This is a genomic window from Streptomyces sp. NPDC004266, from assembly GCF_042874095.1.
GTDB lineage: Bacteria > Actinomycetota > Actinomycetes > Streptomycetales > Streptomycetaceae > Streptomyces.
In genome coordinates this window covers 191,247-213,262 of the sequence record NZ_JBIAMM010000005.1, presented here as the reverse complement: position 1 = coordinate 213,262, position 22,016 = coordinate 191,247, and the positions used below count along the sequence as shown (strand labels likewise).

At 71.9% G+C, this 22,016-nt stretch carries 22 protein-coding genes; 4 read left to right on the top strand and 18 right to left on the bottom strand.

Going from position 1 to position 22,016, the window contains the following annotated elements; genetic code table 11:
* Window positions 1–10 precede the first annotated feature (10 nt).
* Window positions 11–721: a MerR family transcriptional regulator gene (locus tag ACFYUZ_RS14660; RefSeq protein WP_389308902.1), complete on the bottom strand. Its 711-nt coding sequence runs from the start codon at window positions 719–721 to the stop codon at window positions 11–13.
* Window positions 722–918: 197 nt separating this feature from the next.
* Here ACFYUZ_RS14660 and ACFYUZ_RS14655 point away from each other — a divergent pair, with 197 nt between their 5' ends.
* From ACFYUZ_RS14655 to ACFYUZ_RS14645, 3 genes are all read left to right on the top strand, one after another.
* Window positions 919–1,842 (top strand): hypothetical protein, encoded by a 924-nt coding sequence (locus ACFYUZ_RS14655; RefSeq protein WP_389309331.1) that lies wholly within the window; start codon window positions 919–921, stop codon window positions 1,840–1,842.
* A complete protein-coding gene (locus ACFYUZ_RS14650; protein ID WP_389308900.1) occupies window positions 1,839–2,288 on the top strand; it encodes an ABA4-like family protein in 450 nt (149 codons plus the stop codon). Before ACFYUZ_RS14655 ends, ACFYUZ_RS14650 begins: the two co-directional genes overlap by 4 nt.
* A gap of 71 nt (window positions 2,289–2,359) precedes the next feature.
* Window positions 2,360–3,292, top strand: a complete 933-nt coding sequence (locus ACFYUZ_RS14645; RefSeq protein ID WP_389308898.1) for an ADP-ribosylglycohydrolase family protein — start codon at window positions 2,360–2,362, stop codon at window positions 3,290–3,292.
* Between the two features lie 67 nt (window positions 3,293–3,359).
* Here the strand turns inward: ACFYUZ_RS14645 and ACFYUZ_RS14640 are convergent, their stop codons facing one another.
* From ACFYUZ_RS14640 to ACFYUZ_RS14580, 13 genes are all read right to left on the bottom strand, one after another.
* Window positions 3,360–4,163 (bottom strand): class I SAM-dependent methyltransferase, encoded by an 804-nt coding sequence (locus tag ACFYUZ_RS14640; RefSeq protein WP_389308896.1) that lies wholly within the window; start codon window positions 4,161–4,163, stop codon window positions 3,360–3,362.
* A 25-nt stretch (window positions 4,164–4,188) separates the two neighbouring features.
* On the bottom strand, window positions 4,189–5,604 hold the full coding sequence (locus tag ACFYUZ_RS14635; RefSeq protein WP_389308894.1) for a cytochrome P450: 1,416 nt from the start codon (window positions 5,602–5,604) through the stop codon (window positions 4,189–4,191).
* Window positions 5,605–5,769: 165 nt separating this feature from the next.
* Complete coding sequence (locus ACFYUZ_RS14630; RefSeq protein WP_389308892.1) at window positions 5,770–8,598, bottom strand: DEAD/DEAH box helicase; 2,829 nt, start codon at window positions 8,596–8,598, stop codon at window positions 5,770–5,772.
* A 162-nt stretch (window positions 8,599–8,760) separates the two neighbouring features.
* Complete coding sequence (tatC, locus tag ACFYUZ_RS14625; RefSeq protein WP_389308890.1) at window positions 8,761–9,660, bottom strand: twin-arginine translocase subunit TatC; 900 nt, start codon at window positions 9,658–9,660, stop codon at window positions 8,761–8,763.
* A gap of 105 nt (window positions 9,661–9,765) precedes the next feature.
* Window positions 9,766–10,053: a Sec-independent protein translocase subunit TatA gene (gene tatA, locus ACFYUZ_RS14620; protein WP_030691908.1), complete on the bottom strand. Its 288-nt coding sequence runs from the start codon at window positions 10,051–10,053 to the stop codon at window positions 9,766–9,768.
* Window positions 10,054–10,238: 185 nt separating this feature from the next.
* Window positions 10,239–10,436, bottom strand: a complete 198-nt coding sequence (locus tag ACFYUZ_RS14615; RefSeq protein ID WP_389308888.1) for a hypothetical protein — start codon at window positions 10,434–10,436, stop codon at window positions 10,239–10,241.
* 35 nt (window positions 10,437–10,471) lie between these two features.
* On the bottom strand, window positions 10,472–10,735 hold the full coding sequence (locus tag ACFYUZ_RS14610; RefSeq protein ID WP_123450571.1) for a hypothetical protein: 264 nt from the start codon (window positions 10,733–10,735) through the stop codon (window positions 10,472–10,474).
* Window positions 10,736–10,835: 100 nt separating this feature from the next.
* The gene (locus tag ACFYUZ_RS14605) at window positions 10,836–11,789 is read right to left on the bottom strand and encodes a YafY family protein (RefSeq protein ID WP_190160463.1); all 954 of its coding nucleotides are present in this window, start codon (window positions 11,787–11,789) and stop codon (window positions 10,836–10,838) included.
* A gap of 16 nt (window positions 11,790–11,805) precedes the next feature.
* Window positions 11,806–12,759, bottom strand: a complete 954-nt coding sequence (locus ACFYUZ_RS14600) for a helix-turn-helix transcriptional regulator (protein WP_389308886.1) — start codon at window positions 12,757–12,759, stop codon at window positions 11,806–11,808.
* Between the two features lie 126 nt (window positions 12,760–12,885).
* Window positions 12,886–13,263, bottom strand: coding sequence for an FKBP-type peptidyl-prolyl cis-trans isomerase (locus ACFYUZ_RS14595; protein ID WP_389308884.1), 378 nt, complete (start codon window positions 13,261–13,263; stop codon window positions 12,886–12,888).
* Between the two features lie 58 nt (window positions 13,264–13,321).
* A complete protein-coding gene (locus tag ACFYUZ_RS14590) occupies window positions 13,322–14,263 on the bottom strand; it encodes an FKBP-type peptidyl-prolyl cis-trans isomerase (protein WP_389308882.1) in 942 nt (313 codons plus the stop codon).
* Window positions 14,264–14,380: 117 nt separating this feature from the next.
* Window positions 14,381–15,742 (bottom strand): Pup--protein ligase, encoded by a 1,362-nt coding sequence (gene pafA / locus ACFYUZ_RS14585; protein WP_351193271.1) that lies wholly within the window; start codon window positions 15,740–15,742, stop codon window positions 14,381–14,383.
* 69 nt (window positions 15,743–15,811) lie between these two features.
* Window positions 15,812–17,083: an MFS transporter gene (locus tag ACFYUZ_RS14580; RefSeq protein WP_389308880.1), complete on the bottom strand. Its 1,272-nt coding sequence runs from the start codon at window positions 17,081–17,083 to the stop codon at window positions 15,812–15,814.
* 133 nt (window positions 17,084–17,216) lie between these two features.
* On the opposite strand from ACFYUZ_RS14580, the gene ACFYUZ_RS14575 reads away from it, so the two are divergent.
* Window positions 17,217–18,236, top strand: a complete 1,020-nt coding sequence (locus tag ACFYUZ_RS14575) for a LacI family DNA-binding transcriptional regulator (RefSeq protein ID WP_389308878.1) — start codon at window positions 17,217–17,219, stop codon at window positions 18,234–18,236.
* 64 nt (window positions 18,237–18,300) lie between these two features.
* On the opposite strand, the gene prcA is transcribed toward ACFYUZ_RS14575, so the two are convergent.
* The 4 genes from prcA to dop form a co-directional block, all read right to left on the bottom strand.
* Window positions 18,301–19,053 carry a proteasome subunit alpha gene (gene prcA / locus ACFYUZ_RS14570; RefSeq protein ID WP_389308876.1) on the bottom strand — a complete coding sequence of 251 codons (753 nt, stop codon included), beginning with the start codon at window positions 19,051–19,053 and terminating at the stop codon, window positions 18,301–18,303.
* A 53-nt stretch (window positions 19,054–19,106) separates the two neighbouring features.
* Entirely contained in the window at window positions 19,107–19,946 is an 840-nt protein-coding gene (gene prcB / locus ACFYUZ_RS14565; RefSeq protein WP_352020559.1) for a proteasome subunit beta, read from the bottom strand.
* A 159-nt stretch (window positions 19,947–20,105) separates the two neighbouring features.
* Window positions 20,106–20,318 carry a ubiquitin-like protein Pup gene (locus ACFYUZ_RS14560; protein WP_015032443.1) on the bottom strand — a complete coding sequence of 71 codons (213 nt, stop codon included), beginning with the start codon at window positions 20,316–20,318 and terminating at the stop codon, window positions 20,106–20,108.
* Window positions 20,319–20,478: 160 nt separating this feature from the next.
* Window positions 20,479–21,990 (bottom strand): depupylase/deamidase Dop, encoded by a 1,512-nt coding sequence (gene dop, locus ACFYUZ_RS14555; protein ID WP_389308874.1) that lies wholly within the window; start codon window positions 21,988–21,990, stop codon window positions 20,479–20,481.
* Window positions 21,991–22,016 lie beyond the last annotated feature (26 nt).

Sequence of the window (22,016 nt, the reverse complement as noted above, 5' to 3'; positions counted from 1 at the left end):
GGCCCCTTCGTCACTCCGCTCCCCCGTCCTCCGCTCCTCCACCCACCGCTTCCCCGTCCTCCGCTTCTCCGCTCCCCGCTTTCCCGTCCTCCGCCGTCCGGCCGAAGAGGCGGTTGGAGGCCTCCATGTGGGCCAGGCGGCGCAGCGCGGAGAAGATCGCGTCGCCGAGGACCGTGCCGACGACCGCGCTCTCGACGAGTTCCTCCCGCGCCACATGGTGCGCCACGTAGTCCAGGTCGACCCGCGCCACCTCCTCCGCCGCGTCCGCGTACGCGTCCAGGACCTCGACGAACCGGCCGTGCCCGAGTTCGTCGAGCGCCACGAGGGTCGCCGCGAGGGCGTCCGACGCCGGCCCGGAAGGGTCGGCGTGCCACCCCCGCGCCGCGATCAGCCCGGCGACCGCCTTCCGCGCCTCCTCGATGCCGTCTCCGGCCTCGCGCTCGTAGCGCGGCACCAGGGGCTTGGTCGCCGCGCCCAGCACGTCGTGCACCGGCCGCTCCGGGTCGTCGACCGCCGTGACCACCCCGCGGATCGCCGCCACCGACAGGCCGCCCACGTCGAGGAGCGCCCGGATCAGGCGGAGCCGCCGCACGTGCCTCTCTCCGTACGACGCCTGGTTCGGGCTCGTCAGCTCGCCGGCGGGCAGCAGCCCTTCCCGTACGTAGAACTTGATCGTCGGCACCGACACCCCGGTCCTGCGACTCAACTCTCCGATGCGCACAGCGCGTTCACCTTCCAGATCCCTCTCCGGCCTTGCCGACCGACACTCCCATCATAGATAGTGGCGCTATCAGATAGTGGCGAGTGCCACTATCCATACCTTCCCACGGGGGGATCCGTATGTCTTCGTCGAGCCCACGCGCCCACGTCACCCCGCCTCTCCGGCTGCACCGCCCCCTGGTCTGGTTCGTCGCCTCGATGGGCGTCCTCGCCCTCGTCTCCGCCGTCGGCGTCGTCGTCGACGACCGGGTGCTGGTCGGCGTCCCCATCTGGACCAAACCGTTCAAGTTCTCGGTCTCCTTCATCGCCTACGGCCTCTCGCTGGCCTGGATGCTCTCGCTGCTCCCCCGCGGCCGACGGATCGGCTGGTGGGCCGGGACGGTGATCACCGTCGCGAGTACGGTCGAGATGGCGCTCATCACCCTCCAGGTGATCCGCGGCACCCAGAGCCACTTCAACCAGGCGACCCCCTTCGACGGCGCCGTCTTCCAGATCATGGGCGCCACCGTCGTCGTGCTGTGGCTGAGCGCCCTGGTCATCGCGGTGCTGCTGCTCCGCGCCCGGATCCTCGACCGGGCGATGGCCTGGGCCGTCCGGCTGTCCTCCCTGATCGCCCTGGCGGGCACGGCCGTCGGCTTCCTGATGGTCCGTCCGACGCCGGAGCAGCTGGCCGTCGACGACTCGCCGATCGTCGGCGCCCACAGCGTCGGCGTCCCGGACGGCGGCCCGTCGATGCCGCTCACCGGCTGGGCGACCACCGGCGGCGACCTGCGCATCGCCCACTTCTTCGGCATGCACGCCCTTCAGGTGCTCCCGCTGCTGCTGATCGTCCTCACCGCCCTCGCCGCGCGCTCCGCCCGCTTCCCCGGCCTCGCCCGTCTGGCCGACGAGGGAGTCCGGCTGCGCCTCACGCTCACGGCCTCGGCGGCGTACGCGGCGACCTTCGTCCTGCTGACCTGGCAGGCACTGCGCGGTCAGGCCCTGTTCGCGCCGGACGGCGCGACGCTCGCCGGCGCGGGGGCCATCGTGCTGCTCGGCGGGGCGGCCGCGGCGCTGTCCCTCCGCACCACCTCCACGGCCTCCACGGCCTCCACCGCCCGCGCCGAGGAGGTCGCGGCATGACCGGGTTCCTCTTCGAGCTGACGTTCTTCCTCGCGGCGCCGGTCTGGCTGCTGATGATCTTCGCGCCGCGCTGGCGGGGCACGGAGCGGCTCGCGGCCTCACCGCTGACCGTCCTGCCGGTCCTGGCCCTCTGGGCGGTGTTCGCCGCCCCCGTCCTGCCCGCACTGTGGGCGGCGGTGAGCAGCCCCGACATCGACGTCTTCCGCGACCTCACCGCCCTCGCGGACGGCGCGGGCGCCCTCTGGGCCCAGGTCATCGCCTGGGACCTCCTCCTCGGCCAGTGGATGTACCGAGAGTCCCGCCGCCTCTCGATCTCCCCGCTCCTGATGGCCCCGGTGCTCCTCCTGACCGTCCTCCTCTCCCCTGTCGGCCTGCCCGTCTTCCTGGCCGTCCGCGCGCTCCGGACGACCGGGAAGGAGCGACGCCCGGTGCGCGCCCCGGCATGACGGCCCGGGCGGCCCGCCGGCCGCCGCAGAGCCGCGGCGGCGGGCGAGGGCGCGCGGTCTACCCTGGCCGGATGCCGGACATCGACCGCGCCGTCGGCGCCGTACTGGGTTCCGCCGTCGGGGACGCGCTGGGCGCCCCCTTCGAGTTCGGTCTGCCCGGTGTCTTCCGGGAGCGATTCCCCGGCGGCGTAGGGGAGTTGTGCGGGGGCGGCGGCTGGGATCCGGGCGAGGCGACGGACGACACGCAGATGGCGGTCCTGCTCGGGGAGTCCCTCCTCGAACGGGGCGGCCTCGACCTGCCGGACGTCTTCGCCCGGTTCCGCCGCTGGGCGGCGGCCGACCCCAAGGACATCGGCCTCCAGACCGAGCAGGTCCTGCTGGGCGGTGACCCCTGGGACGTCGCGGCCGCACGGCACTTCGAGGTCGACGGGCGCGCCGCCGGGAACGGTTCGCTGATGCGGGCCTCGACCTCGGCCGTCCGCTTCGCGGGGCGGGGGCGGGAGCGGACGATGGAGGCGGCCCGGCGGATCGCCGCCCTGACGCACGGCGACGGCGCCGCTTGGGAGGGCACGGCGATCCTCCACGAACTGGTCCGGGTCGCCCTCCTCGGCGAGGACCCCCTCGCCGCCCTGCCCGCCACGCTGGCCGAGGTGGACCCCGTGCACCGGGAGCGCTGGGCGACCGTGCTCGCCCCCCACTGGCAGCCGTCCGACGCCACCGAGTTCAACGGGGCGGTCTGGCCCTGCCTCGGCTCGGCGGTCTGGGCGCTGCGCACCACCGGCTCCTTCGAGGAGGCCCTCGCCGCGGCCGTCGACCTGGGCGGCGACACCGACACGGTGGCAGCCGTGACGGGCACCCTCGCGGGCGCGGTGTACGGCCCCGGCGCCGTCCCCGACCGCTGGACCGCCCTCCTCCACGTCCCGCTCCCCGGTTTCGGCGGCAGGGTCCTGACCGCCGAGGACCTCCGGCACCTGGCCGAAGCCCTCGCCACCGCCGCGCGCTGACGGTTGCCGAGCCGACGGGCCGTCAGGAGGCGCCCCGTCGGACGGCCGTCCGACGGGCGAGCGTCCGTCAGGCGGCCGTCCCCTTCCGGGCCGTGAGCTGGAAGAGCCGTGCCGTGTGCATGTAAGGAGCACGGGCGGTCGTCGCGAGCTCCAGGCGTTCCAGGTCCGCGTAGTACGCCGGGTCGTACTTGCGGGCGTCGTCGGTGAGGTAGTCGCAGAAGCTGCGGATGCCGTAGTGGCGGACGCCCCGGCAGCCGAGGCCCTCCAGGACCGGGACGATCTCCTCAGCCGTGTGGAGCGTCAGGTCGGAGTCGAACATCTCGTTCCGCAGCAGGTCGCTGTCCAGTGCCGCCAGGGCGGCGGCAGGGTCGAGCTCCCGGACGGCGATGTTCAGCGGCGCCGAGTGCCGGTTGATCGCCATCACGGAGAACAGGCCTCCTTCCTTCAGCGGGGCCAGCGCCGCCGCCAGGGTGCCCGGTACGTCGTCCACGTACGGCAGCAGGTTGTGGCACAGCACCACGTCGAAGCCTCCCCCTGCGATCTCCGCCGGCAGTGCGCGCACATCGGCCCGGACACAGGTCACCCGTTCCCTCAGCCCCTTCTCCGCGGCCCGCGCCTCCGCCGCGGCCAGCATGGCCGGTGCGAGGTCGACGACGGTGACGTGGTGCCCCCGCGCGGCGAGCCGCATCGCGTCACCGCCGTCGCCGCCCGCGAGGTCGAGGATCCGCAGCGGCCCTCCCCCGGGGCCCCCGTCGAGGTGGCGCATCAGGTTCGCCTCGGCGAGCGCGTAGCGGAGGCGGCCCCAGGGGGCGTCCTGCCATTCCTTCCAGGTGGCCATCGCGGTGTCGAACTTCTCGTGATCCTGAGCCATTCCGCGACGATAGCGTCGCCGCCCCTCACTTCCGCGCGTGGACCGTGGCCAGGACGTCGCGGTCCGGCTGGAGGGTGAGGCTCGGGACCGGGAGGATCTCGTCCGCGGCGACGTCCAGGTGGTAGCGGCGTGCCAGGACCGCGAGGACGAGGACCGCTTCGACGAGGGCGAAGCGGGTGCCGAGGCAGACGCGGGGACCGCCGCCGAAGGGGAACCAGGCGTACTCCGGTATCTCCTCGGCGGGTTCGCCGTCCCGATCGATCCACCGCTCGGGGCGGAAGGCCTCGGCGTCGCCGTACCAGCGGGGGTCACGGTGGGTCGCCCACTGGCTGGACCAGACGCGGGTGCCGACGGGCACCGGCATGCCGCCGAGGGTGGCACCCTCCTTGGCCAGGCCCGTGATCAGCCAGATCGTGGGGTACAGCCGGAGGGTCTCCTTGATGACCGCCTGGGTGTACGTCAGGGAGGCGTAGTCGTCGTAGCCGGGCTCGTGGTCGGCGAGGACCCGGTCGAGTTCCTCCGTGAGGGCCTCGCGGACCCGGGGGTTGCGGGAGAGCAGGTACCAGGCCCAGACGAGGGTGGAGCTCGTGGTCTCGTGGCCGCCGATGTAGAGGGTGACGGTCTCGTCCCGTATCTCCTGGTCGGAGAGGGCCGCACCGGTCTCGTCCCGGGCGGCGAGCAGGCGGCTGAGCAGGTCCGGGCGCTCGGTCTCGCCGTCGCGGTGCCGGGACACGACGCGGGAGACCTCCGCGTCGATGACGGCGGTGGCGCGCTTGATCCGGGCGCGGCCGGGCGTGGGGACCCAGTCGGGCAGGACCGCCCCGATGCCGCTGAACTCGGCCCCGATCTCCTTCTGCGCGATGTCCATGGCCCGGCCGATGGCCTCGGCGTCGGCCGCCGTGTCGACGCCGAAGATGGTGCGGACGGCGACGAGTTGGGTGAGGGCGGCCATCTCCTTCTTGACGTCGACCCGCTGTCCGTCATCCCACCGGTCGGCGAGGGCGACGGCGCACTCGCTCATCGTCGCCGCGTAGGAACGGACCTGCTTCGGGCGGACGGAGGGCTGCACCAGGGACCGCTTGCGCCGCCAGTCCGCGCCCTTGGAGACGATGACGCCGTTGCCGAGGAGCGTACGGAAGGCGATGCCGAGGTCGGGCTGGTCGAAGGTGCGCTCGACCTCGGTGAGGAGCTCGCCGACCGCGTCGGGGTGCGCGACGAAGAGCGAGGGCTTGCCGCCGAAGCGCCAGCGGACGAAGTCGCCCCGGCCCCGGAGCTCCTCGAAGAAGGCGAGGGGGTTCTTGCCGAAGGCGGGCAGGTTCCCGAGGAAGGGCACGCCCCGCGGCCCCTCGACGACAACCGGAGCTTCCCTCGAGGCCTCCTCCCCCGTCGACCGCCCCTCGCCCCTTGTCCCGGCATGCGAATGACCTGCTCGCGTGGTCATGTACGTCCCCTCCCCAACCGACCTTCCCTGCTTGCGAGTCCATGCAAGCGGAACGGCCCCGCACACGCCACCCCTGTGGATGAGCACCTGTGGACGACCTCTGTCGACGGCATGCGAAGGGCCCGTGGCGCGCACGCCACGGGCCCTTCGACGACCGCCGGACCGTCAGCCCACGGAGCTGTAGGCGACGACTCCGCGCAGCAACGCGTCCACGGCCTTGCGGGCGTTCTTGGCGACCGTGCTGTTCTCCTTGGGCGCCGCCGCGGCGATCTGTCCGAGGACGTCGATCACCTGCTTGCACCAGCGGACGAAGTCGCCGGCGGGCATCTCCGCCTCGCGGAGCACCTCGTCGAGGCTCTTGTCGGAGGCCCACTGGTAGGCGGCCCAGGCGAAGCCGAGGTCGGGCTCGCGCTGGCCGACCCCCTCCGCCTGGTTGATCTTGAACTCCTCTTCGAGGGCGTCCAGCCGGCCCCAGATCCGGACCATCTCGCCGAGCGCCGCCTTCGCGTTGCCCGTGGGCAGCTTGGGCGCGACGGCGTCGTCGGCCTGCCGCGCCTCGAACACCAGCGCCGAGACGCAGGCGGCGAGCTCGGCCGGGGTGAGGCCCTCCCACACGCGGTCGCGGAGGCATTCGCTCGCCAGCAGGTCGAGCTCGCCGTAGAGCCGGGCGAGCCGTTTGCCGTTGTCCGTGACCTCGTCGCCGCGCAGGTAGTCGAGCTCGGTGAGGAGCGCGACGATCCGGTCGAAGGTGCGGGCGATGGTGTTGGTGCGGCCCTCGATGCGCCGCTCCAGCTGCTGGGTGTCGCGCTGGAGGCGGTGGTAGCGCTCGGCCCAGCGGGCGTGGTCCTCGCGCTCGTCGCAGCCGTGGCAGGGGTGCGCGCGGATGGCGGTGCGCAGCCGGGCGATCTCGCGGTCGTCGGCGGCGGCGGAGCGCTGCCGGTGGTGGCGCTCGGGGTTGATGTGCCCGGCCTTGGTCCGCAGGGCGGAGGCGAGGTCGCGGCGGGACTGCGGGGAGCGCGGGTTGAAGGACTTGGGGATCCTCATGCGCTCCAGTGCCTCGACCGGGACCGGGAAGTCGATGGAGGCGAGCCTCTTGACCTGCCGCTCGGCGGTGAGGACGAGGGGGCGCGGCCCGTCGTGGTGCTCGAAGCCGCGGTGGCCGTTGGTGCGGCCGGCCGGGATGCCGGGGTCGAGGACGAGGGCGAGGCCCGCGAACTTGCCGGTGGGGACGTGGATGACGTCGCCGGGCTTGAGCTTCTCCAGGGAGCTGGCGGCCTGGGCGCGGCGCTGGGCGGCGCCCTGCCGGGCCAGCTCGGTCTCCCGGTCCTTGAGGTCGCGGCGGAGCCGCGCGTACTCCTCGAAGTCCCCGAGGTGGCAGGTCATGCCCTCGCGGTAGCCCTGGAGCCCCTCCTCGTTCCGCTGGACCTGGCGCGAGATGCCCACGACGGAGCGGTCGGCCTGGAACTGGGCGAAGGACGTCTCCAGGAGTTCGCGCGAGCGGTGCCGGCCGAACTGGTCGACGAGGTTGACCGCCATGTTGTACGAGGGCTTGAAGCTGGAGCGCAGGGGGTACGTGCGCGTGCCGGCGAGTCCGGCCAGGTGGTCGGGGTCCAGCCCGCGCTGCCAGAGCACGACGGCGTGGCCCTCGACGTCGATGCCGCGGCGGCCGGCGCGGCCGGTGAGCTGGGTGTACTCGCCGGGGGTGATGTCGGCGTGCTGCTCGCCGTTCCACTTGACGAGCTTCTCGAGGACGACGGAGCGCGCGGGCATGTTGATGCCGAGGGCGAGGGTCTCGGTGGCGAAGACGGCCTTGACGAGGCCGCGGACGAAGAGCTCCTCGACGACCTCCTTGAAGGTCGGGAGCATGCCGGCGTGGTGGGCGGCGATGCCCCGCTCCAGGGCTTCGAGCCACTCGTAGTACCCGAGGACGTGCAGGTCCTCGCCGGGGATGGCGGCCGTGCGCGCCTCGACGATCTCGCGGACGCGCTGCCGTCCCTCGTCGTCGTTGAGCCGCAGGCCGGCGTAGAGGCACTGCTGGACGGCGGCCTCGCAGCCGGCGCGGCTGAAGATGAAGGTGATCGCGGGCAGGAGGCCCTCGGCGTCGAGGCGCTCGATGACCTCGGGCCGGCCGGGGGTCCAGATCCGGGAGCGCTGGCGGCGCTCGCGCTCGCGGTCGGCCTCGCGGACCATCTTGCCGCGCCGCCGGTCGCGCGGGTTGTACGTGCGCGTGTTCTCGGTGCGGGCGAGGCGGAGGAGGTCGGGGTTGACCTCGCGCCGGGACGCGCCGCGGCCGCCGTGGTCGGTCTCCTCCTCGAAGAGGTCGTACATCCGGCGTCCGGCGAGGACGTGCTGCCAGAGGGGGACGGGGCGGCTCTCCGAGACGATGACCTCGGTGTCGCCGCGGACGGTGTCGAGCCAGTCGCCGAACTCCTCGGCGTTGGACACGGTCGCGGAGAGCGAGACGAGGGTGACGGACTCGGGGAGGTGGATGATCACTTCCTCCCAGACGGCGCCGCGGAAGCGGTCGGAGAGGTAGTGGACCTCGTCCATCACCACGTACCCGAGGCCGGAGAGGGCCTGGGACCCCGCGTAGAGCATGTTGCGGAGGACTTCGGTGGTCATGACGACGATCGGGGCGTCGCCGTTCACGCTGTTGTCGCCGGTGAGCAGGCCGACCTTGTCGGGGCCGTACCGCTTGACGAGGTCGGCGTACTTCTGGTTCGACAGCGCCTTGATGGGGGTCGTGTAGAAACACTTGCGGCCCTGCGTGAGGGCGAGGTGGACGGCGAACTCGCCCACGATGGTCTTGCCGGAGCCCGTGGGCGCGGCGACGAGCACGCCCTTTCCCGCTTCGAGAGCCCGGCACGCCTCGATCTGGAAGGGGTCCAGATCGAAGTCGTACAGCTCGCGGAAGGGCGCCAGTGCGGTGCGCCGCTCGGCGTTGCGGGCGCGGGCGGCCGCGTACGCCTCGGCTGGTGTGAGGTCCTCTGTCATCTTGTTGTCGAGCCTACCCGCCCCCTGTGACAGTGACGCGATCTTTGACGAGGGGATGCGGAGGGCTCGATTCCGGGATGTGTCGAGGTACCCCGGGACGCGCCGAGGGGCCCCGGACCGGGTCCGGGGCCCCTGCGCGATCGGACGACGCCGCCTACGCGATCACGTGATGTCGTCGTAACCGTTGAGCCGCTGCGCGCTCGCGCCGTGCTCCCCGGTGGCCTGCTCGGGCAGGACGCGGGCCGCGCCCACGGACTCGACGGCCCCGACGGCCTCGGGGGTGAGGTCGAGCGAGGAGGCCTCGTCGTCGTCGAGCTCGGCGTCCGGGTTGGCGCGCCGGCGCCGGCGGTCGTTGAGGAGGGAGAACCCGACGGCCCCGAAGTACAGGACGGTGATGGGTCCGGCGAGGGCGAGCATGCCGACGGGGTCGGTGGTGGGGGTGATGACGGCGCCGAAGACGAAGACGCCCATGATCACGCCGCGCCACCAGCCGGCCATGCGGCGGCCGGAGAGGACTCCGGTGAGGTTGAGCATCACCAGCACGAGCGGGAGCTCGAAGGCGAGGCCGAAGACGAGCACCATGCGCAGGGTGAAGTCGAGGACGTCGCCGAGCGAGAGGATGTTCGCGGAGCCCTCGGGCGTGAGGCTGATGAGGACCTTCACGCTGACGGGGAGGATGAGGTACGCCAGGTAGGCGCCGGCGGCGAACAGCGGCACGGCCGCGCCCACGAACGCGTACGTGTACTTCTTCTCGTTCTTGTGCAGGCCCGGCGCGACGAAGGCCCACAGCTGGTAGAGCCAGACGGGGCTGGCGACGACGAGGCCCGCCGTCAGGGACAGCTGGATCGTCGTGCTGAAGGGGGCCATCAGCGTGTTGAAGGAGACGATCGCGCAGTTGCCGCCGTTGCTGTTGACGCCCGGTGCGCAGGTGGGCACCGATCTCGTCAGGAACTGCATGAGCTCCTCGCTGTACACGAGGGCCACGATCGTCACCGCTGCGATGGCGAGGAGACCCTTCGCCAGTCGGTTGCGGAGTTCACGCAGGTGCTCCACGAGGGGCATCCGACCCTCGGGATCCTTCTCCTGCTTGCGGGCAGACTTGGGCAACCCACGTCCTCATCTCGTGCGGCAGGCCGCCGCCCGGTGCGGCGGCCGCGGCGGACCGGGTCAGCGCTTGGTGGTGTCCGAGGGCTCGGTCACGGGACGCGCGCTGGTCACGTCGCCGGGAGCGGCCTGGATGGTGCGCGGGGCGGGCTCCTGCGTGCCGGTTCCGGCGTGCGGGGGGTCGGCGGGGGCGCTCTGCTGGTCGTCCGCCTTCATCGCCTTGGCCTCGCTCTTGAGGATGCGGGCCGACTTGCCCAGCGAGCGCGCCATGTCCGGGAGCTTCTTGGCGCCGAACAGGAGGATGACGACGACGAGAATGAGAATGATCTCGGTGGGGCCGAGCCTACCCATAGCTGTTTACCTTCTTCACCGAGGCGACAGGGAGTACGTGCCCGGCAGGTCGGACATGCGTCCGGCCACCGCGCTGCCTGCGATCGTAACCCGCAGGAGTAAACGCGGGGCAATGCCCCTGCGTACTCCCGATTGCGTCCCACCGACCGCGACCGGCGCCGCTTGCCGCGGCGCGGGGGACGGACTCAGCGGAGCGTCTCACCGGTTCGGGCGAGGCCGACGGTGGCGGTCTCGAGCTCCTCGGCGGCCTGCTGGATCCGGTGTGTGGCGTGGGCCACTTGACGGCCGAGGCGCTGGACCTCCAGGAACACCTTGACGGCGAGGACGCCGAGGACGGCGATGCCGAGGAAGCCGAGGGCGATGGCGAGCATGGGCCAGAACATGTGCTGAGCCTAGACCTTGGGCGGGCGCGGGTCGTTCAGACGGTGGTGTGGAGGCGCAGGGTGCGGACGCCGCCGCCGGTGAGGAGTTCGACGATGCGCTCGCCCGCGGGCTTGCGGACGGAGCTGCCGCACTCGGGGCAGGTGAAGGAGTAGAAGGTGGTGCGGCGGCTCGCCCCGATGGCGAGGCGCAGGGCGCTCGCGGAGAGTTCGAAGCGCGAGCGGCAGTCGGGGCAGGCGGCCTTGAAGAGGACCGGGGCCATGGACGCCGCAAAACCGTGCATCACGGACATCTCCCTCATCTCTCTCGACTCTGGCATCACGTCAGTAACAGCGTCCCGGGGGCGGGGAACGTCACACGCCCGCGCGGACGCCCCCGTGACCGGCGGACTCGCCCACCGCTCACACACCCTCGTACGCGGCGAGCGCGGCGGCCGCCGCCGTCCTCGCGCTGTCGGCCAGCTCCGCCGGCGCGACGATCCGCCCGTCGCTGCCGAGCCGCAGCGCCAGCCTGCGCAGCGAGGCCGGGTCCGGCGTCCGCAGCGTGATCCGCAGTCCGCCGTCCGGCAGCTCCTCGGCCCGGTCGTGCGGGTAGTACTCGGCGACCCAGCGCCCGCCGGGACCCACCTCGACCACGACCTCGGGGTCGTCGGCGGACGGGTGCACCAGGCCCTCGGAGAGGTCGCGCAGCTCCAGCTCCGGCGGCGCCGCGTGCTCGTCGAGGATCCGGATCTCCACGACCCGGTCGAGCCGGAAGGTGCGGCGCGCCTCGGAGAGCCGGCACCACGCCTCCATGTAGGTGTGGCCGACGGCGAAGAGCCGGATCGGGTCGACCTCGCGCTCGGTGAGCTCGTCGCGCGCGGGCGAGTAGTACCGCACCCACAGGCGTCGGCGCTCCGAGATGGCCCGGTCGACCTCGGCGAAGACCCCGCCCTCGGACTCGAAGGTCACCGAGAGCCGGGCGCTGGCCCCGGCGGCCTCGCCGGCCGCCGCCTCCAGCTTGGCGGTGGCGCGCAGGAGGGCGTCCCGGTCGCTCTCGCGGAGCCCCGGCAGGGTGGCGACGGCCCGGGCTGCGACGAGCAGCGCGGTGGCCTCGTCGGCGGCGAGCCGCAGCGGCTCGGCGACGTCGTCGGGGTTGTGCCACCAGATCCGGTCGCCGTCGGTGTCGATGTCCAGGAGGTCGCCGCCCCGGAAGCTGGTGCCGCACATGGGCAGCACGTCCAGGTCGGAGATCAGCTCGTCCTCGGTGATCCCGAAGGCGCGCGCCACGTCGGCGACGTGGGCGCCGGGGCGCTCACGGAGATAGGTGACGAGCGAGAGCATCCGCCTCGTCTGGTCGATCGCGTTGGCAGCCATGCGGTACGTCTCCCCCTCAGCCCTTGGCCACGGCGCGCAGCCGCTCCACCACATCGGCCCGCAGATCGGCGGGCTCCAGCACGACGACGTCGGGGCCGAACTCGACGAGCCAGGCGTCGAGCCCGTGCCCGTACGGGATCTCCAGCTCGTCCCAGCCGTCACCCTCGGTCACGGCCCGGGCGCGGGCCCGCAGCGGGTAGCCGCAGCCGGCGCGGAGCCGGATCCGGGCGGAGCGGGTGGCGGTCTCGCCGGCCCAGCTCTCGACGGTCTCCCGGACGGTCACGACGTCGGGGACGGGCGCGGTGAAGGCGCCGGCGCGGGAGCGGACCTTGCCGGTGATGCGGGAGAGCCGGAAGACGCGCTCGGCGCCCCGGTCGCGGTCCCAGCCGGCCAGGTACCAGTGGCCGCGCCAGCACTCCAGGGTCCAGGGCTCGACGTGGCGGGTCTCGGGGCGGGCCGCGTTGGCCTTGCGGTAGTCGAAGACGACGGGCCGGCGGTCGCGGCAGGCCAGCATGAGCGGCTCGAAGGCGGCCTCGTGGACCGGGATGCGCGGTTCGAGGGCGCTGGGCTGGGTCTCGTACGAGTCCTCGGCCTCGGGCATGCCGGCGGCGCGGAGCTTCTGGAGGGCGCCGCTGGCGGCTCCGGCGAGGCGGGCCTGCTGCCACACCTTGGCGGCGAGGCCGAGCGCGGCGGCCTCCTCGGCGTCCAGGGTGATCGGCGGCAGCCGGTTGGAGTCGCGGCGGGCGAGGTAGCCGGTCTCGCCCTCCAGGTTCTCGACGGTCTCGATGACCAGGCCGAGCTCGCGGAGGTCGTCCTTGTCCCGCTCGAACATGCGGTTGAAGGCCTCGTCGCCGCTCGCTTCGAGGTAGGCCTCGATGGAGCCGCGGAGCTCCCGCTTGCTCAGCGGACGGCGCGTCCCGAGCAGACACAGCGCGAGATTCATCAGCCGCTCGGACTTGGCAATCGCCATCGACGCCCCGCACCCTTCCGCCGGTTCCACTTCTCGGACGTCCGACCGTACCGCCCCGGGGTGTCGGGACCAAAGCCGAGGGCCCCCGCCGTGGACGGCGGGGGCCCCGGAACGACCTGGACCGGGTCAGCCCCGTACGGCCACGAGGTCGCAGACGAAGATCAGCGTCTCGCCCGGGGCGATCTTGCCGCCGGCGCCGCGGTCGCCGTAGGCGAGGTGGGCGGGGATGGTCAGCTGGCGGCGGCCGCCGACCTTCATGCCCTGGATGCCCGTGTCCCAGCCCTGGATGACCTGGCCGGCGCCGAGCTTGAACTCGAGCGGGGTGCCGCGGTTCCAGGAGGCGTCGAACTCCTCGCCGGTGGAGAAGGCCACGCCCACGTAGTGGACCTGCGCGAAGTGGCCGGCCTTGGCGACCTCGCCGTCGCCCTCCCAGATGTCCTTGATCTCCAGGTCCTTCGGCGGCTCGCCGCCCGGGAAGTCGATCTCGGGCTTCTCGATGCTCACTGAACTGCTCCTCAAACCGATGAACTGCGCGATGACGTTCCGCGCGAACGGGACAGTCTTACACCTTCGTCAGGATGTCCACGGCGAAGACCAGCGTGGAGTTCTTCGGGATGCCCTGCTGCTCCTTGTCGCCGAACGCCTCGGACGGCGGGGCGACGATCAGGACACGGCTGCCGATCTTCTTGCCGACGAGACCGTCCTTGAGGCCCTTCAGCGTCAGGTTCGCGAGCGGGAAGTTCGCGGGCTTGCCCGTGGTGTAGGTCGAGTCGAAGACCTTGCCGTCCTTCCACAGGGCGGCGACGTAGTTCACGACGACCGTGTCGGTGGCCTTGACCGCCTCGCCGTTGGACTCGAGCACGTAGTTCGAGACCAGCTTGGTCGGCGGGTCGGTCTTCGGGACCGTCAGCGAGGGGGCCTTGCCGTCGGTGTTCGTACCGACCTTCGGCAGGTCCTTGTCGTCCTGGGCGACCACGGTGCCCGTGGCGGACTTCGGGATCGTCACGGCCTTCAGGATGTCCACGACGAAGACGAGGGTGGCGTTGGGCTTGATGCTCGGCGGCGAGCCGGCCGCACCGTAACCGAGCTCCGGCGGGATGCCGATCTCGATGCGGCTGCCGACCTTCTGGCCCTCCAGGCCCTGGTCCCAGCCCTTGATGACCTTGCCCTCGCCGAGTGTCAGGCTGAACGGCTCGCCGCGGTCGAAGCTGTTGTCGAAGGGGGTGGTGGAGTCCCAGGCCTGGCCCAGATAGTTGACCGAGAGCGCGTCGCCCTTCTTCGTCACCGGGCCCTTGCCCTCGCTGATGACGTTGACCTTGAGTTCCTTGGGCGGGTCGCCCTCGCCCTTGGCGAGGGTCGGCTTCTCCCCGAACTTCTGCCCCGCGGTGATGGCGGGCAGCCCGTTCTTCATCGAGGCGGAATCGGAGCCCTTGTCGTCGCTGCCGCACGCCGCTGTGGAGAGCAGCAGCAGCGGGACGACGAGAAGGCCGGCAAGTCGGCGCACGTGTTCCTCAGATCTCAGACGGCACAGTAGTTGTGCCGACACTCTAGGCGCTCCTCCTGTCACGTCGAGGGCCCCGCACGCCGAACGTGCGGGGCCCTGCCGGTCGATCCGACCTGCCTACATTCCGGCGATCAGCTTTTCCACCCGGTCGTCGACGGACCGGAACGGGTCCTTGCACAACACCGTGCGCTGAGCCTGGTCGTTGAGCTTGAGGTGGACCCAGTCGACGGTGAAGTCCCGCCGCTGCTCCTGCGCGCGGCGGATGAAGTCGCCGCGCAGCCGGGCCCGAGTGGTCTGCGGGGGCACCGACTTGCCCTCGAAGATCTTCAGGTCGTTGCAGATGCGGGCCGCCTGGCCGTTCTTCTGGAGCAGGTAGTACAGCCCGCGACGACGGTGGATGTCGTGGTAGGCGAGGTCTATCTGCGCGACCCTCGGGTTCGACATGGTCATGTTGTGCTTGGCCCGGTACCGCTCGATGAGCTTGTACTTCATGACCCAGTCGATCTCGGTCTCGATCCGGTCGAGCTGCTCGCTCTCGATCGCGTCGAGCGTACGGCCCCACAGCTCCAGGACCTGGGCGACCGTGCCGGAGCGGATGCCCCGGCGGTCGACGAAGTCCACGGCCTTCTCGTAGTACTCGCGCTGGACCTCCAGGGCGGAGGCCTCGCGGCCGCTGGCGAGGCGGACCTTGCGCTGTCCGGTGATGTCGTGGCTGACCTCGCGGATGGCCCGGATGGGGTTCTCCAGGGTCAGGTCGCGCATCACCGTGCCCGCCTCGATCATGCGGAGCACGAGGTCGGTGGCGCCGACCTTGAGCAGCATGGTCGTCTCGGACATGTTGGAGTCGCCGACGATGACGTGCAGCCGGCGGTAGCGCTCGGCGTCGGCGTGCGGTTCGTCCCGGGTGTTGATGATGGGGCGCGAGCGGGTGGTGGCGGAGCTGACGCCCTCCCAGATGTGCTCGGCGCGCTGGGAGACGCAGTAGACCGCGCCGCGGGGGGTCTGGAGGACCTTTCCCGCGCCGCAGATGAGCTGCCGCGTCACGAGGAAGGGAATGAGGATGTCCGCGAGCCGGGAGAACTCTCCGTGCCGGGCGACGAGATAGTTCTCGTGGCAGCCGTAGGAGTTTCCGGCCGAGTCGGTGTTGTTCTTGAAGAGGTAGACGTCGCCCGCGATTCCCTCCTCGTGCAGGCGGCGTTCGGCGTCGACGAGCAGGCCCTCGAGAATGCGCTCGCCCGCCTTGTCGTGGGTGACCAGTTCGGTCACGTTGTCGCATTCCGGTGTGGCGTATTCCGGATGCGAACCCACGTCCAGGTACAGGCGGGCGCCGTTCCGCAGGAAGACATTGCTGCTGCGGCCCCATGACACGACACGGCGGAAGAGGTAGCGCGCCACTTCGTCAGGAGACAGTCGGCGCTGTCCCCTGAACGTGCACGTGACGCCGTACTCGTTCTCCAGCCCGAAAATGCGGCGGTCCATGTCTGAACATTACGCCTGACGGCGTGCGCTGAAACCGGGTTGGACGTCCCCGTTTCGATCATTTTCCGATCAGTGCGTGTTCTTTTCCGTCTGTACGGCGGTGGGGACCGGCTCCGCGACGGCGTGTCGCGCGACTCCTTCGGCCGTCCGGGGGGCGGCGAGGACACGCCCGGTGGCGAGCAGGACCAGGAGCGCGACGAGCCCGCCCGCGCCGGCCACCGCGAACCCGGCCACCGTTCCGGCCAGTTCGATCGCGGGCCCCGCGACGGCGGAGCCCAGGGCCGCGCCGACGCCGAAGGTGGTCACCAGCCAGGAGAAGGCCTCGGTGACGGTGCCGCTCGGGGCGTGCCGGTCGACCACGATGAACGCGCAGGCGAGGGCGGGGGCGAGGAAGACCCCGGAGAGCACCGAGAGGCCGGTCATGGCGACGGGGCCGGGGGTGAGCATCAGCGGCAGGTAGCAGACGGCGAGGAGGCCCACGAGGACCCGCAGCCGCCCCTCGGGCGCCCCGGACCACTGCCGCGCGCCGTAGAGGACGCCGCCGCCCAGCGCGCCCAGGCCGAGGGCGGCCATCAGCCAGCCGTACACGGAGGGCGTGCCCCGGTCGTCGGCGTAGGCGACCGCGGCGACCGTGATGGAGCCGAGGGCGAGGCCGACGAAGAAGAACGAGCCGAGGAGGGCGAGGAGCCCGGGCGAGCGCAGGGCGCCCAGCCAGTGGGCCTCGCGGGCGGCGGAGCGCCAGGCGCGGGACGGCTCGGAGAGGACGACGGCGAGGGCGCCGAGGATGCCCAGGACGTTGATGACGAGGAGGGCGGCGGCGGGCGAGCGCAGGGCGACCAGGAGCGTCACCAGGAGGGGGCCCACGGTGAACATGACCTCCTGGGCGACGGCGTCCAGGGCGTACGCCCGGTGGACCCGGTCCTCGCGGCCCAGGACGCTCGGCCACAGGGCGCGCAGGCCGCCCTCCAGGGGCGGGGTGAAGAGGCCGGCGGCCACGACGGCGGCGTAGGCCAGGGCCAGGTGCCCGATGCCGGTGAGGGCGAAGAGGGCCATGCCGAGGGCGGAGAGCACGGCGGCGGGCAGCTGGACGCGGGGCTGGCCCTTGAGGTCGACGGCGCGGCCGAGGAGCGGCTGTCCGACGGCGTTGGCGACGCCGTAGGCCGCGATGAGCCCGCCGGCCAGCGTGTAGCTGCCGCCCTGGTCCCGGACGAACAGGGTCATGGCGATGGGGCCGGTGCCGTTGGGCAGGCGCCCGACGAGGGTTCCGGCGAGGAGCCGGGCCGCGTGGGGCGCCCGGAGTATGTCGAGATAGCCGCCGTGCGCGGGGGCCTCGGTGGCCATGTCACTCTCCCGTCACCTCGGCATCAGGCCGGGGTTTTACGTATAACGTCCAGAGTCATACGTACCATGTCGCCTGTACGCGGGTCCACCCCGCACCCCCGCCCCGATCCACCGTCCCACGCGGAGGCCCCCCGTGCAGTCCCACGACCCGCTCGGCGGCGCCCGCCCCACCAGCCGGGACGTCGCCCGGACCGCGGGCGTCTCCCAGGCCACCGTCTCCCTCGTCCTCGGCGACAAGTGGCGGGGCCGCGTCTCCGAGCGCACCGCCGAGTCGGTCCGCCTCGCCGCCCACGAGCTGGGCTACCGGCCCAACCTCGCCGCCCGCAACCTGCGCCTCGGCCGCACCCGCACGGCCCTCCTCGTGGTGCCCGCGCTCACCAACGAGTTCTTCGCCCACGTGTACACCGGAGCCGCCGCCGTGGCGGCCCGGCACGGCTTCGGCGTCGTCCTCTACCCCTCCCCCGACGGCGTCGGCCCCGCCCGCGACCCCTTCGCCTCGGCCCAGGCCGCCCTGGACGGCGTGATCGCCTCCTCGATGGCCACCGACGCCCTCAAGGCCCTCCGGGGCACCGGCCTGCCCCTCGTCATGCTCGACAGCGACCCGGCCGACCCGGGAGCCGCCGCCCATGTGAACCTCGACGTCGCCGACGGCATGCGCCGGGTGACCGACCACCTGCTCGCCCTCGGCCACCGCCGCTTCCTCCACCTAGCGTCCGCCGCGCCGTCCTGGACCTTCGACGTGCGGGCCGAGGTGCTCGCCCACGCCCTGCGCGGCGCGGACGTGCGCACCGTGCGCTCGGCGCTGAACGTCGCGGACGCCCGGGAGGCCGCCGGCCGGGCCCTCGCCGCTCCCGGCGCCCGGCCCACGGCGGTGATCTGCGACGACGACATCCTCGCGGCCGGCGTCTGCAAGGCCGCGCGCCGGCTCGGCCTGCGGGTCCCCGAGGACCTCTCGGTCACCGGCTTCGACGACATGGCCCTGGCGACCGTGCTGGAGCCCGAGCTGACCACGGTCCGGCTGCCCGCCGAGGAGTTCGGCCGCCGGGGCATGGAAGCGCTCCTCGCCGTTCTCGCGGGCGAACGGCCCGAGCCCGTCTCCTTGCCCGTCGGCCTGGTCCCGCGCGGCTCCACGGGCCCCGCACCGGCCGCCTGAGCGCCGGTACGACGGAGGGGCCCCGGTCCACCCGGACCGGGGCCCCTCCGTCGCAGAGCCGCGACTACTCCTCGGGCACCTCGTCCGAGGGCTCGTCCGTCTTCGCCGCCGCCGCGTTGTCCGCCTCCAGGAGACGCGACAGCTGGCGGCCGACGATCCGCTTGAACTTGCGCTGCTGCGGACGCGTGCGGTCCAGCACCGCCACCTCCAGGCGCTCCGCGGGGATCTCCCGCTCGGTGCCGTTGGTGTCCCGCGACAGGGCCTGCACGGCCAGCTTCAGGGCCTCGGCCAGCGTCATGCCGTCCCGGTGCCGCTGGTCGAGGAAGGAGCTGATCTGCTCCGCGTTCCCGCCGACCGCGACCGAGCCGTGCTCGTCCACGATCGAGCCGTCGTGCGGCAGCCGGTAGATCTGGTCGCCCTCCGGCTCGGAGCCGACCTCGGCGACGACCAGCTCCACCTCGTAGGGCTTCTCCCCCGCGCTGGAGAAGATCGTGCCCAGGGTCTGGGCGTAGACGTTGGCCAGGCCGCGCGCGGTGACGTCGTCCCGGTCGTAGGTGTAGCCCCGCAGGTCGGCGTAGCGCACACCGCCGATGCGGAGGTTCTCGTACTCGTTGTACTTGCCGGCGGCCGCGAAGCCGATCCGGTCGTAGATCTCGCTGAACTTGTGCAGCGCACGGGACGGGTTCTCACCGACGAAGACGATGCCGTCGGTGTACTGGAGGACGACCAGGCTGCGGCCGCGGGCGATGCCCTTGCGGGCGTACTCGGCCCGGTCCGCCATGGCCTGCTGGGGTGAGACATAGAACGGCGTGGACACCGGCTACCGTCCCTTTCTTCCGGTCTGAAGGGCTTCTGCGGGCGACGGAACGGTCAGAGCAGGGCGGCGCGCGGCCCGTCGGGCTGCTCCAGACGCCGCTCGGTGACCGATCGGGCCAGCTCGGAGGACTCCGCCTCGCTGAGCCTGCGGAAACCCTCGTCGGTGATGACGGTGACGATCGGGAAGATCCGGCGGGCCATGTCGGGACCGCCGGTCGCCGAGTCGTCGTCCGCCGCGTCGTAGAGCGCCTGCACCACCAGCGTGGTGGCCTGCTCCTCGGTCAGGTCGGCGCGGTACAGCTTCTTCATCGAGCCGCGCGCGAAGATCGAGCCGGAGCCGGTGGCGGCGAAGCCGTGCTCCTCGGAGCGGCCGCCCGTCACGTCGTACGAGAAGATCCGGCCCTTCTCCTTGCCCTCGTCCCAGCCCGCGAAGAGCGGCACGACGGCGAGCCCCTGCATGGCCATGCCCAGGTTGCCCCGGATCATGGTGGAGAGACGGTTCGCCTTGCCCTCCAGGGAGAGCGTCGCGCCCTCCACCTTCTCGAAGTGCTCCAGCTCCAGCTGGAACAGCTTGACCATCTCCACGGCGAGGCCGGCGGTGCCGGCGATGCCGACGGCCGAGTACTCGTCGGCCGGGAACACCTTCTCGATGTCCCGCTGCGCGATCATGTTCCCCATGGTGGCCCGGCGGTCACCGGCGAGCACGACGCCCCCCGGGAACGTCGCGGCCACGATGGTGGTGCCGTGCGGGGCCTCGACGATCCCCTCGGGCAGCTTCCGGTTCCCCGGGAGCAGCTCCGGCGAGTGATCCGCCAGGAAGTCCATGAACGAGGACGACCCCGGCGTCAGGAAGGCCGCCGGCAGACGCCCGGTGCTTCGAGGGTTGGCTTCCACGCGATTCCTTCCGGTGGGACAGTCGGCCGGTCGTGGGAGGCACCGGCTGATCTTGGATGCTGTGCACGGACCTTACCCGTGCCACCGCTTGTCATCCGTCCCCGGACCCACGGCTTTCACCGGGCTCCGGGGACGGAGGACGACAGGCGCGTGAGGCGGCTACTCGCCGCCCTTCTGAACGAAGGAACGCACGAAGTCCTCTGCGTTCTCCTCGAGCACGTCGTCGATCTCGTCCAGGACGGAGTCCACGTCGTCGCTCAGCTTCTCCTGGCGTTCCTTGAGGTCGGAGCTCGCCTCGGTGGTGGTCTCCTCGACCTCCTCCGTGGATCGCGTCGCCTTCTGCTGTCCGCCGCCGGTGTCCTTGGTCGCCATATCCCTCACCCCGCTCGAATCGGCCCGCTCGGTTGAGTCCGTACAAGATCAGACCCTATAGGTCGGGTCTGATTTCGGCCCCGCAGTTTCCACAACGCCCGGGCACTGATTCCATGATTCCCAGCGCCGGGGCATTTCAGGCCCGTACCGGGCCCCCGGTTCAGCCGCCGGACAGGACGCGGACGAGTTCCTCCGCGGTCCGGCAGCGGTCCAGCAGTGACTTCACGTGGGCCTTGGTGCCGCGCAGCGGCTCCAGGGTCGGCACGCGCTGGAGGGAGTCCCGGCCGGGCAGGTCGAAGATCACCGAGTCCCAGGAGGCCGCGGCGACGTCGTCGGCGTACTGCTCCAGGCAGCGGCCCCGGAAATAGGCCCTGGTGTCCTCCGGAGGCGCCGTCTCGGCCCGCTCCACCTCGGCCTCGTCCAGCAGCCGCTTCATGCGCCCGCGGGCCACCAGACGGTTGTAGAGGCCCTTGTCGGGGCGTACGTCCGCGTACTGGAGGTCCACCAGGTGCAGCCGGGCCGCGTCCCAGTCCAGGCCGTCCCGGCGCCGGTAGCCCTCCATGAGCTCCCGCTTGGCGACCCAGTCCAGCTCGCCGGCGAGGCTCATCGGATCGGTCTCCAGGCGCCCCAGGGTGTCCTCCCAGCGCGAGAGGACGTCCATGGTCTGCTCGTCCGCGTCGGAGCCGTAGCGCTCCTCCACGTACTTCCTGGCCAGCTCGAAGTACTCCATCTGGAGCTGGACCGCGGTCAGCGTCCGGCCGCTGCGGAGCGTGATCAGGTACTGGAGCGACGGGTCGTGCGAGACCTGGTGCAGGGTGCGGACCGGCTGGTCGACGGCGAGGTCGACCGTGATGAAGCCGTCCTCGATCATCGAGAGGACGAGGGCGGTGGTGCCGAGCTTGAGGTAGGTGGAGATCTCCGAGAGGTTCGCGTCGCCGATGATCACGTGCAGGCGGCGGTACTTCTCGGCGTCGGCGTGCGGCTCGTCCCGGGTGTTGATGATGGGCCGCTTGAGGGTGGTCTCCAGGCCCACCTCGACCTCGAAGTAGTCGGCGCGCTGGCTGAGCTGGAAGCCGTTCTCCCGCCCGTCCTGGCCGATGCCGACCCGTCCCGCGCCGGTGACGACCTGGCGGGAGACGAAGAAGGGCGTGAGGTGGCGCACGATGTCCGAGAAGGGGGTCTCCCGCTTCATCAGGTAGTTCTCGTGCGTGCCGTAGGACGCGCCCTTGTTGTCGGTGTTGTTCTTGTAGAGGTGGATGGGCTGGGCCCCGGGGAGCTGGGCGGCGCGCTCGGCCGCCTCGGCCATGATCCGCTCGCCGGCCTTGTCCCAGAGGACGGCGTCGCGCGGGTTGGTGACCTCGGGCGCGCTGTACTCGGGGTGGGCGTGGTCCACGTAGAGGCGGGCCCCGTTGGTGAGGATCACGTTGGCCAGGCCGATGTCCTCGTCGGTGAGCTGGCTGGAGTCGGCGGCCTCGCGGGCGAGGTCGAAGCCGCGGGCGTCCCGCAGCGGGTTCTCCTCCTCGAAGTCCCAGCGGGCGCGGCGCGCCCGGTGCATCGCCGCCGCGTAGGCGTTGACGATCTGGGACGAGGTGAGCATGGCATTGGCGTTCGGGTGTCCCGGGACGGAGATCCCGTACTCCGTCTCGATGCCCATTACTCGCCGTACGGTCATGCGGCCCTCCTTGCCCGGCGGCGCTC

Coding starts and splice junctions, on each gene's coding strand:
- ACFYUZ_RS14655 (WP_389309331.1), top strand. CDS start 919: ATGGGCGTCCTCGCCCTCGTCTCCGCCGTCGGCGTCGTCGTCGACGAC.
- ACFYUZ_RS14650 (WP_389308900.1), top strand. CDS start 1,839: ATGACCGGGTTCCTCTTCGAGCTGACGTTCTTCCTCGCGGCGCCGGTC.
- ACFYUZ_RS14645 (WP_389308898.1), top strand. CDS start 2,360: ATGCCGGACATCGACCGCGCCGTCGGCGCCGTACTGGGTTCCGCCGTC.
- ACFYUZ_RS14640 (WP_389308896.1), bottom strand. CDS start 4,163: ATGGCTCAGGATCACGAGAAGTTCGACACCGCGATGGCCACCTGGAAG.
- ACFYUZ_RS14635 (WP_389308894.1), bottom strand. CDS start 5,604: ATGACCACGCGAGCAGGTCATTCGCATGCCGGGACAAGGGGCGAGGGG.
- ACFYUZ_RS14630 (WP_389308892.1), bottom strand. CDS start 8,598: ATGACAGAGGACCTCACACCAGCCGAGGCGTACGCGGCCGCCCGCGCC.
- tatC (WP_389308890.1), bottom strand. CDS start 9,660: ATGCCCCTCGTGGAGCACCTGCGTGAACTCCGCAACCGACTGGCGAAG.
- tatA (WP_030691908.1), bottom strand. CDS start 10,053: ATGGGTAGGCTCGGCCCCACCGAGATCATTCTCATTCTCGTCGTCGTC.
- ACFYUZ_RS14615 (WP_389308888.1), bottom strand. CDS start 10,436: ATGTTCTGGCCCATGCTCGCCATCGCCCTCGGCTTCCTCGGCATCGCC.
- ACFYUZ_RS14610 (WP_123450571.1), bottom strand. CDS start 10,735: ATGAGGGAGATGTCCGTGATGCACGGTTTTGCGGCGTCCATGGCCCCG.
- ACFYUZ_RS14605 (WP_190160463.1), bottom strand. CDS start 11,789: ATGGCTGCCAACGCGATCGACCAGACGAGGCGGATGCTCTCGCTCGTC.
- ACFYUZ_RS14600 (WP_389308886.1), bottom strand. CDS start 12,759: ATGGCGATTGCCAAGTCCGAGCGGCTGATGAATCTCGCGCTGTGTCTG.
- pafA (WP_351193271.1), bottom strand. CDS start 15,742: ATGGACCGCCGCATTTTCGGGCTGGAGAACGAGTACGGCGTCACGTGC.
- ACFYUZ_RS14580 (WP_389308880.1), bottom strand. CDS start 17,083: ATGGCCACCGAGGCCCCCGCGCACGGCGGCTATCTCGACATACTCCGG.
- ACFYUZ_RS14560 (WP_015032443.1), bottom strand. CDS start 20,318: ATGGCGACCAAGGACACCGGCGGCGGACAGCAGAAGGCGACGCGATCC.
- dop (WP_389308874.1), bottom strand. CDS start 21,990: ATGACCGTACGGCGAGTAATGGGCATCGAGACGGAGTACGGGATCTCC.